This window comes from Microcystis sp. LEGE 00066, from assembly GCF_015207925.1.
Taxonomy (GTDB): domain Bacteria; phylum Cyanobacteriota; class Cyanobacteriia; order Cyanobacteriales; family Microcystaceae; genus Microcystis; species Microcystis ichthyoblabe_A.
The window spans coordinates 1-1,633 of sequence record NZ_JADEVX010000344.1 but is presented as its reverse complement, the minus strand read 5'-3'; the positions used below and the strand labels follow the sequence as shown (position 1 = coordinate 1,633).

Sequence of the window (1,633 nt, the reverse complement as noted above, 5' to 3'; positions counted from 1 at the left end):
ATCATCAATTTCTTCATCCTCAAATAACAAAGGAGCCAAGCACTGTTTTAAATGCCATTCCACATAATAAGCCAACATACATAAAAAGATATAAGCTTTGACTCTATCACCCTTATAATGATAGATAGGACGTACCTTTAAATCAATTGACTTATAACAGCGAAATGCCTCCTCCACTTGAGACAAACTTTTATAAGCTTTAACCGTCGTCGCTGCATCCATCAAAGTTGACTCCAGAGAAGTTCTTAACACATACACACCATCCAAAGCCGTTTCTTGAGCGATTAATTCCAGCTGACGCTGATAAGAAAATCCTTCCTCTGTTATCTCTAAGTTATAGTATTTATTGACCTTAAACTGATTAAGAACCTTGCCCACTCTCAAAGCTATCTTATCTTGACCCTTTAAAGCTCTTTTCTCCCTTTGAGTCGCCTGAACAATCAAATCTAGTTCCTTCTCTACCGCTTCTAATAATGCCTCTCTTTGTTGTTGATTTTTCTGGGCAATGAAGGGATTACGACAAGCAATTAATCTTTCATCGGGATAATCTTCACTCTCAAATTCCACCAAGTTTACCTGATCAAATAATCCTAATTGAATCACTTCTACCTCAGCCAGTTTCCGAATTTGAGGCTTAGTTAAACCAGTAATATAGTCTAATCCTTCTATGGGTTTTACTAATTCGTTGATTTTCGAGTTGGTTAAAATTCCTCTATCGCTTACCCAGACAACATTCTCAATCCCCCAACCCTTTCTGACTTTCTCAATTTGTCCGCTTAAAGTAGCACCATCTGAGGTGTTTCCTTCAAAGACTTCTACCGCTATCGGACAACCTTTAGCTGAACATAACAAACCAAAAACTATTTGAGTTTTCCCTTTCTTTTTATCTCGGTTATAACCATATTTGCCCAGTTCACAACCATTTCCTTCTAGGTAGGTAGAAGTGACATCATACAAGACTAGTGTTCCTGATTCTAAGTGTTTAAGTGCTAGGTGCTTCTCAATTTTCTCTTGTTTTTCTAATAACCAATCTAAGGCGTTATATAATTCGTCTTCATCGGCTTTCTCTAAGTCTAACAATTGTCCTAAACTCTGACTGCCAGTCTCGCTATTAAACCCTCTCGCTGTGGCTAGTTTCGATTTAGGATTGATGATTCTTGCCACAATCATCGCCACCACTAAGTTTCTGATTCGTGAGGATTTTTCACTGATTATTTTATCTAAACCTAATTTTTTAATCGTCTCTAAAATAGCCATCACATGACCATGAGGAAGACTTCTAATCACTTCAAAATGATTGGGAATGCCTTCATTCATGGACAGTGTTGCTCCTTTAAGAGCCAGTTTTAGATTGTCGATAATATCATCGGGTAATTTTGAGAGATTGGCCAGGGTTCTTTTTTTGACTTGATCTCCTTCTCGGTAGGACTCCCGAAGAAGAACGGCGGGGGGGGAATTACGGTTAGGAACTTTTTCTATATACATGGCTATCATTTTAGCAAAGGGAGAGAATTCTTGTCCATTAAGAAATGTTACAAATTACATGGGTACATTAAGATAAGTTAAGGGGGTGCATCCATTGATGGATAAGGGTTTTCAGCTATTGTGGTATATATGTATGGGGGAAGTTCAG

The 1,633-nt window shown here is 38.0% G+C and carries 1 protein-coding gene; it reads right to left on the bottom strand.

Going from position 1 to position 1,633, the window contains the following annotated elements:
* On the bottom strand, nt 1–1,485 hold a 1,485-nt coding region (locus tag IQ224_RS23360), incomplete at its 3' end, for an IS1634 family transposase (protein ID WP_194033550.1).
* Nucleotides 1,486–1,633 lie beyond the last annotated feature (148 nt).